This is a genomic window from Lujinxingia vulgaris (assembly GCF_007997015.1).
Taxonomy (GTDB): domain Bacteria; phylum Myxococcota_A; class Bradymonadia; order Bradymonadales; family Bradymonadaceae; genus Lujinxingia; species Lujinxingia vulgaris.
Map to the genome: position 1 here is coordinate 1 of NZ_VOSM01000060.1, position 641 is coordinate 641.

1 protein-coding gene is annotated in these 641 nt (G+C 39.3%); it reads left to right on the forward strand.

The window, feature by feature from the left end; all coding sequences use genetic code 11:
• Positions 1-271: 271 nt before the first annotated feature.
• Positions 272-641: transposase (locus FRC98_RS22340; protein WP_230467887.1), on the forward strand; the 370-nt coding region annotated here is incomplete at its 3' end.

The following is a 641-nucleotide window of genomic DNA, read 5'->3' on the forward strand; positions in this document are numbered from 1 at the left end:
AGACACAAATACTGATATGAGAGGAAGAACTTCATTTGTCTTAATTGGTAGTAAAATGAGTGGTCAGTATTTTATAAGAGATACTGACAGTAGAAAATGTGGGTGTCCTTTTAAGCTTCGTGGGAAACCAGTGGTTGGAGGGTAAGGTTGGATGGTGAAGTTGATGTGTGGGAATCATAATCATGAATTGGCAAAGTCATTAGTTGGACATCCATATGTTGGGTGATTGACTAGGGATAAAAAGAAAATTATTGCTGATATGACAAAGTCGATGGTGAAACCAAGAAACATCTTGCTAACGTTGAAGGAGCACAATGCCAACAGTTGCACCACGATCAAGCAAATTTACAATGCAAGAAGTGCATATCGTTCTTCAATAAGAGGAGCTGATACTGAAATGCAGCATCTGATGAAGCTTCTCGAACGTGATCAATACATTCATTGGCATAGATTGAAGGATGAAGTTGTGGTGCGTGATCTGTTTTGGTGTCACCCAGATGCAGTTAAGTTATGTAACACATGTCATCTTGTTTTTTTGATAGACAGTACCTACAAAACAAACAAGTACAGACTCTCACTACTTGACTTTGTTGGAGTGACACCAACGGCGATGACATTCTCTACTGGGTTTGCATATCTGG